4 protein-coding genes are annotated in these 7,798 nt (G+C 59.3%); all 4 read right to left on the bottom strand.

Annotated elements, in window-relative coordinates:
- A partial coding sequence (locus IB250_RS27780) for a DUF6531 domain-containing protein (protein WP_192346825.1) occupies window positions 1–2,973 on the bottom strand: 2,973 nt, incomplete at its 3' end.
- Window positions 2,973–3,710, bottom strand: a complete 738-nt coding sequence (locus tag IB250_RS27775; protein WP_192346823.1) for a DUF4123 domain-containing protein — start codon at window positions 3,708–3,710, stop codon at window positions 2,973–2,975. The genes IB250_RS27775 and IB250_RS27780, both read right to left, overlap by 1 nt.
- Window positions 3,700–5,718, bottom strand: coding sequence for a type VI secretion system tip protein VgrG (locus tag IB250_RS27770; protein ID WP_192346821.1), 2,019 nt, complete (start codon window positions 5,716–5,718; stop codon window positions 3,700–3,702). The genes IB250_RS27775 and IB250_RS27770 overlap by 11 nt, the downstream gene beginning before the upstream one ends.
- A gap of 362 nt (window positions 5,719–6,080) precedes the next feature.
- Entirely contained in the window at window positions 6,081–7,565 is a 1,485-nt protein-coding gene (putP, locus tag IB250_RS27765; protein WP_192346819.1) for a sodium/proline symporter PutP, read from the bottom strand.
- Window positions 7,566–7,798 lie beyond the last annotated feature (233 nt).

Raw genomic sequence — 7,798 nt, 5'->3', positions numbered from 1 at the left:
CTGGATGCCGTCGGGCAGGGTTTTGACCAATAGGCGTCCGGCCGCGTCCCGCTCATAAGCCGTGACCAGTTGCGAGCCGTCATCGCCAAACTCGATTTTCTCCAGCAGCTGGCCGTTGAGGTCGTAGCTGTAAGCGGTGCGCTGGCCGTCGAAGCCGGTTTCCTGTCGGATCAATCCGCCGGGGGTGTAGTCCAGCCGATAGTGTTCGCCGGCTTCGTTTTCGATGTCCGTGAGCAGCAGCTGCGCGTTGTCGTAGCGGTACTGGAGCTGGGTTCCGTCGGGGTTGATGCGGCGGCTGACCAGGTGCAGGTCGTCGATGTATTCGTAGCGGGTGACGCGGCCCAGTTCATCGCGTTCGGCGGTGATCTGGCCGTAGGCGTTGTAGCTGAAGCCGCGCGTGGCGCCGGTCGGCAGGATTGTCTGAATCAGTCGGCCGACGGCGTCCCATTGGTAACGAGTAACGGCACCATGTTCGTCCTGACGGGTAATCCTTCGGCCCAGTACGTCGTAGGAAAAGCGCCGCTGACCACCGTCCGGCAAGGTTTCTTCGAGCAACTGGCCCAAGGCATTCCAGACGAACACATGCCGACTGGTGTCCGGGTAGCGGATCGACAGCAAACGCCCCTGAGCGTCGTAGTGATAATGGGTGACCTGGCCGTCGGGATCGGTGGCCTCGGTGACATCCCCCTGAGCATTGCGCTGATATTTCCACACCGCTTTGCCGCGATACCGCGCATGCAGGAAACCGTTGCGGTACGCGTAGGCCGTCGGCTCGTCTTCGGGTGGAATCAGCGCGACCAGCCGTCCGACTTCGTCGTAGCGGTATTCGGTGACAGCCCCCAGCGGATCCTGCTCGGCGACCAAGCGGCCCTGCTCGTCATAGGCCTTGAGGTGTTCGCCACCGTCCAGCTCGACCTTACGCACCAGCCGCGCCCGGTCGTCGTGGACGTAAACCTCTTCGCTGCCATCGATGTTCTGGACGGTGACACTGCCCTGGTCATCCCAGACATAACGCGTGTCCATCTGCGAAAACGACGCCCAGTGCCGGATGCAGCGTGCCGCCTTGCCAGACCGTTCCCACTCCCAGAAAAAACTCGCCCCACCGGCCAGCTGCCGCTGCAGGATCACGTGTTGATCGTCGTAGTCGTAGCGTTCGCTCTCGCCGGCGGCGTTGCTCGCCTCGATCAGTTGCGCGCATTCGTCGTAGCGGTAACTGACCAGCGTCTGCTCGGTGTGCCAGGCCTCATCGAGGGTCTGCGCCGGGACAAACACCTGATAGTCGACGGCGATCAGATGAGCGCGGTCATAACGCAACAGCAAGGCACGGCCGGCGCCGTTGTCGAGGCGCTGGATGCGCTGCTGGCGGTCGCGGGTGATACGCAAGCGGTTGTCGTACGCGTCGCTGATCGCGGTCAGAAAACCGTTGTGAAAGTGGTAGAAACGGCTTTCTTCGCCGGCCTGGGCGAGGATCAGTTCTTCGGATTCATCGCCGAGAAAAATCGCCGCGCGCGAGAGGCTGTTGTGGATCGCCGGGCGCTCAATAGATGGCAGCGGGAAGGAGGTGCGACGGTTTTCGTGGTCGATCCAGATGACCGTGTCGCCGTCGATTTCCAGGCGATGGGATAACGAATGGCTCCAGCCGAAGCCGAGGCCGCCATCGATCTCGGCGGCGCTGGTGCGGTAGAGCCGGGTGAAGTCGAACGGCAGGATGCCGTCCAGCGAACCATCGGTGAGGGTCAGCAGTTCTTCGCCGGTGACCATCGACACCGGGCAACCATTTTTGCAGGTGGACGGCGCGCACGTGGCGCTGTCGTCGTTGGGGTTTTTTGCCTGATCCGGGACATCGTCGTGGTGTTCGTTTTGCTTGAGCGTGGTGTTGCGTTTGGCATCCCAGCGCAGTTGCATCCGGCCTTTCTTCAAGCCCGCCGCGATGCCACGCGCAGCGACTTTTTTGTAGCGGTCGATGTAGCTGATGAAGTTATTGATGATCGTGAAAATCGCCTTCACGAGACGCAGAATGGCACTGAGTAACTGCGCGGCTCGATCAGCCAAACGCATCGTCAAATAGGCGATGCCAGCGCCCGCCCCGGCGAACGTCAGGACGATGCCAATCAGGATGTCGATCAACAGCTGCACCACCACCATCGACACCGCCTCGGCGGTTTTTCCAGCGATTTCGCTCGGTGGCAGCATGTCCAACCAAAGGCTGGCGCTGCGCACCAGCAAACACAGCGCCGCTTCGTCACTGGCTAGCAGCTGGGCTTTTTCCATGACATCCGGTGCGGTTGTTGCGAGCTTCTCCAGTGCTGCGGCGCTTTCACCCAACCGCTCTGCGAACTTCGCCGGATCCTTGAGAATGTCCGAAAGCAGGCTGATGCCGTCCCACACACCTTCAATTGCCGCCCAACTTCCCGCGAGCAATCCATTGCCTACAGCAACCGAAGAGGATTCCGACCACTTCGGCTTGAACGTCTGCCATTCATCACGCAGCCATTTCTCAAGTTCCTTCGTCAGGCCGTTGTAGGAAGAGAAAAGATCTTCAACGTGCTGCGGTGTGACTTCGTGGTGGACGTGAATGCGGTAGAACTTGCCCTCGTCCCCTCGGAACGTCCCCTTTCCGTTTTTATCGAGCGTGACCGGCGTCGACATCCCGCTCTCTTGCGCAACCACATCGACCTGAATATTGCCGACTGGAATGTCATAAACCGATTCAAACTTGCTTTCGATCTCGAGCTTTCCACCTTTCGGGCACTGCACGACGGTGGAGAAAAAGTCGTCATCGCCACTGCTCACGACGGTGCTGGCATTGCCAAACCGGATGATCCGCTCCATGCCCATCAGCGAAGGCAAATCGGCGGCATGACTGGCCTTATCCGCCACCCGACTGAACCAGTGTTTGAGCTGTTCGCGGTAGAGCGTCAGGGTGTCTGGAAAACTGTCGAGCTCCTGCTCGATGCGCACAATCTGATCCATCAGTTCAGCTCCGCCATCAGGTAATCCACCAACGCTTGTTTCGGTGCTTGGGGCAGGTCCGGCGCCTCAAGAAAACTCGCGGCCTTGCGCCGCAAAATACTTTCGGAAAACGCCTCATAAAGATCAGGGCGGTCCTCGCTCAACCACTTCAGCAAGTTGTTGATGCGAGTGGTGGCGGACTCAGTGGCGAGGTGTTTGAGCAGCGGCTCGGAAACTTCCCACCACGGAAAATCCCTGGCGGTTTTCAATGCACTGCCGCCGATATCGAGCGGTTGCCCATTGATCAAACAACGGTCAATGACAGGCATTAACTGCGTGGCGTTAACCTCGGCAGACCGAAGAATCGACAACAAATAACGCCCATCCCAGAAACGGAAAAACACCGCGTTGCCGTTGGGCAAAAGAACTTGAGTGAGGCTGCGCAAATGCTCGACCAGCACTTCTTGAGAGGCAGAAGAAACCGCCAGCCAACCCCAATCGCGGGACTCGGTCGTAGCGACCCACTCCAAAAACTCACCGCCGACAGCGACGATTCCGACATAGGGCATCACCGCTTCCCACTCGGCATACGCGGTATCAGCCCAAATCGGGCTCGGCGCTTGAGCTGAGATCGAGCGTTGCCAGGCTTTGAACGGTTCAGCAGCACTGGCACTGCTGAAAATCGCGAACAGTTGCTCTGCCGGTTGCAGCGGCTGGCGCTCCAGCCAGGTGTGAGGTGACAAGGCATCAGGCGGCACAGACACCGTCCTTGCAGCGCTCACACTCTTCGCAAAATGGCGCGTCACTTTGCAGGCTAAGGATCTGTGCAGCACTGAGCAGCGCCGCCGGGGCGGCGGCGAGTTTCAACGGAACATCCGGCAAGCTCGGCGCCGCAGCCATGGCCGCCATCGGTGCGCCACCGACCACAATCGGCACGCTACTGAAAATCCCGCCCGGCCCGATGTTGATCCACTGCCCGCCCGCCTGAATGGTCGCGCTGGCGCCGCCGTCGATGACCACTTGCTGGCCGGCGCTGACGTGGAATTGCTGGCTGGCGTTGAGGGCCTGACTGGTCACACGAATGTGCCGGTCGCCGACCACCACCAAATGATCATCAAGTCGCACTTCAGTCTGGCGCTGACCGTGGGTGATGCGTTTTTCGTCAGCCTTGAGCTCATGGCGGGCGGTGCCGGTGACGACGATGCTGCGCTGGTTGTCGACCTGCACCTGCTGATCATTCAGTACATGCTGAGTCCAGTTTCGCTGGGCACGCAGGTAGATTTCCTCGCCGCCTTTGCGATCCTCGATGCGCAATTCGTTGTAACCACCGCCACCGGGACTACTTTGGCTACGGAAAATGCTGCGGGTCTTGTCCGCCGGCAGATCGAGCGGCACCGGGGTCGCAGCGTTGGGCAGGCACCCCATGACCAGCGGCTTGTCGGCATCGGCGTCGACGAATCCCACCAGCACTTCCATGCCGACGCGCGGAATCATCACGCTGCCGTAGCGCTCGTGCGCCCAGCCAGTCGCGACACGCAGCCAGCAACTGGAATGCTCGTTGAGCTGACCGTCACGGTCCCAGGCCAGTTGAACCTTGACCCGACCGTACTCGTCGCAATGGATTTCGCTGTCAGTCGGGCCGGTGACCACGGCAGGTTGATAGCCGAGCATGCGTGGCTTTTCCGGCCCCAGCGCGGGGCGAAAAGCAACGTCCCACGGCGTCGCCAGAAAGGAATTGCGATAACCCTGGAAATCATCCGGGCTGTCGCTGGTGGCCGACTCTTCAAGGACCTGCGGCTGCCGACCACGGTGTTCAATTTCAGTGATCAACCACAGGTCATTCCACGTCTGACGCGGGTGTTCGGCGAGGTGTAGGAAATGCCCACTGACCAACGCAGATTCATCGCCGCGACCTTCGGCCTGACGGTAATCCGCGCCGTGGCGCTCCAAGGCCCGTTGCGCCAGACGTTTACCATGTTCGCGGTCGGTGAATTGGCCAGGGAAGTGGTAGTCCTCAAGCACCGGTCGCTGTTCGCTGTCGAGGTGGCTTTCGAGTTGCAAACGCGGTTTACGGAAGTCGTAGTCCCGGCGAGTGACGGCCGTAGTACGGGTTTCCAGGCGCACGTTGAAACGCTTGATCGCCGGCGCATCCGCCGCCATCCCGCTGCCTGGCAAGTACAGCGTCGGCTCGGGTAGCCGGGGGAAAACCGTTTGGTCATCACCGAACACCAACAGGTGCCCGTCGGGGCTGTGCTGGAAATGGTAGTGAATGCCGATCTCGGCACACAGACGTTGAATGAATGCCAGATCGCTTTCGGCGTACTGAACGCAGTACTCGCGCTCAGGGTAGTCGCTGCCGAGCCGGAACTCGAAGGCGTCACGCTGGATGCCGTGGTCTTTGAGGATTTGCGTGACGATGGTCGGCACGCTTTTGTGCTGGAAAATCCGCTGATTAATGCGCTGGCCGAGGTACGCCAGACGCGGTACGAGACTGATTTGATAGCCCGTCAGACGTTGGCCGGAATCGCTCTGGCCAACGCGAAAAATCTGACCGTGAATACCGGAACCTTGCGCATCGAAACTCAGAAACGCCTGACGATGCAGCAGGCTTTCGAGGTCAATGTCGGGCCGTTCGCTGACCAGTTCCAGGTCAAAGCGATAGGGTTGGCTGATGGCTTCCTTGCCCGTGAACTCAAGTACCTTGAGCTCATTCTGGACGCCGTCGAGGGTCAACGTGAAACGCGGTTGATTGGCAGGCGCGAACATCCGATGTGTCTCTGCAGAATGAAGGCGGGCGATTCTGCATGAGCGACAAGGGGTGTTGACGGAGGGACAAGGAAATCAGATTCCCCCTACTTTTTTAGGGATTTTTCCTTCAAAAATCGGGATATTTGGCTACAGACATTCCCTGCAAAAGTAGTGTGTTGCAGCGGATGACCTCTTCGCGGGCAAGCCTCGCTCCTACAGTGCTGCGGCGAACACAAATCCTGTAGGAGCGAGGCTTGCCCGCGAAGGCGGCATTAAAAACACCGACCCTTATCCTGCAAACCAAAAAAACGGCCCGCCTCCATCCAGGAAGCGGGCCGTTTTCATGTTCGGCAACAGATCAGAGCCTCAGCTCATCCCCATCACTTGTTCAGGCGGAAATCTGCCTCGGCAGCCGCAAAGCGCTGAAGCATGCCGTGAGTCGGCGTGCCCAGTTTGCTGACGATGTAGATCGCCAGGCTGGCGAAGATGAAACCAGGGATGATTTCGTACAGACCCAGCAGTTCGAAGTGTTTCCAGACGATCACGGTGATCGCGCCGACCAGGATGCCGGCCAGTGCGCCGTTGCGGGTCATGTCTTTCCAGATCACGGAGATCAGGACAACCGGACCGAACGCAGCACCGAAACCAGCCCAAGCGTAGCTGACCAGACCCAGTACACGGTTTTCCGGGTTAGCCGCCATCGCGATGGCAATCAGGGCAACCAGCAGCACCATGGCGCGACCGACCCAGACCAGTTCAACCTGGGAAGCGCTTTTACGCAGGAAGGTTTTGTAGAAGTCTTCGGTCAGGGCGCTCGAGCACACCAGCAGTTGGCAGCTCAGGGTACTCATTACCGCCGCCAGAATGGCCGACAGCAGTACTCCGGCAACCCACGGGTTGAACAGGATTTTTGCCAGTTCGATGAATACACGCTCGTGGTTTTCACTCACTGGCATCGCCACGGCAGGGTTTGCCGAGAAGTAAGCGATACCGAAGAAACCTACAGCGACCGTGCCGCCCAGGCACAGGATCATCCAAGTCATGGAGATGCGACGAGCGTTAGCGATCGACTTGACCGAATCCGCCGCCATGAAACGCGCCAGGATGTGCGGCTGGCCGAAATAGCCCAGACCCCAGCCCATCAGCGAGATGATGCCGATGAAGGTGGTGTTTTTCAGCATGTCGAAGTTGCTGGCGTCTTGCGCTTCGATGGCCAGGAACGTGGTGTCGATGCCGCCGGTCGCCAGCAGCACGATGATCGGCGTCAGCAGCAGGGCGAAGATCATCAGTGTGGCTTGTACGGTGTCAGTCCAGCTCACTGCCAGAAAACCACCGACGAAGGTGTAGGCAATCGTCGCCGCAGCACCGGCCCACAGCGCTGTCTCGTAGGACATGCCGAAGGTACTTTCGAACAGACGGGCGCCGGCCACGATGCCGGAAGCGCAGTAGATGGTGAAGAACACCAGGATCACGACCGCAGAGATGATCCGCAGCAGGCCGCTTTTATCTTCAAAACGGCTAGAGAAGTAATCCGGCAGGGTCAGTGCATCGCCGTTGTGCTCGGTCTGCACACGCAGACGGCCGGCGACGAACAGCCAGTTCAGGTAAGCACCGATGATCAGGCCGATGGCGATCCAGCTTTCGGAAAGACCGGACATGTAGATAGCGCCCGGCAGGCCCATCAACAACCAGCCGCTCATGTCGGAAGCACCGGCAGAAAGCGCGGTCACGACGCTGCCCAGGCTACGACCGCCCAGAATGTAGTCAGAAAGGTTGTTGGTGGAGCGATAGGCCATGAAGCCGATCAGCACCATTGCTGCGATGTAGATCACGAACGTGATCAGGGTTGGATTGCTTACGCTCATTGAGTTACGCCCTGGCATTGTTTTTATGTAGCAGCGGCTGGTGAACCGCTCGCAAACGACGACGTTTGACGGACGATTCGGGGTCCCGCGCATTTATGACTGATGTTTCCCCAGGAAAGCCATCAGCCGGCACACCGATCTTTTTGACCGGTTGCACCTTGGCCGCGAATGCTATTCAACAAAGCAAATAAGGTGCAACCAGTTTCGTGCGAATAAGTTGCACCTAGTCGGAT

Source organism: Pseudomonas sp. PDM09, assembly GCF_014852305.1.
Lineage (GTDB): Bacteria > Pseudomonadota > Gammaproteobacteria > Pseudomonadales > Pseudomonadaceae > Aquipseudomonas.
Note: the sequence above shows the minus strand (reverse complement) of the source record. Positions and strands in the feature narration are given on the sequence as shown.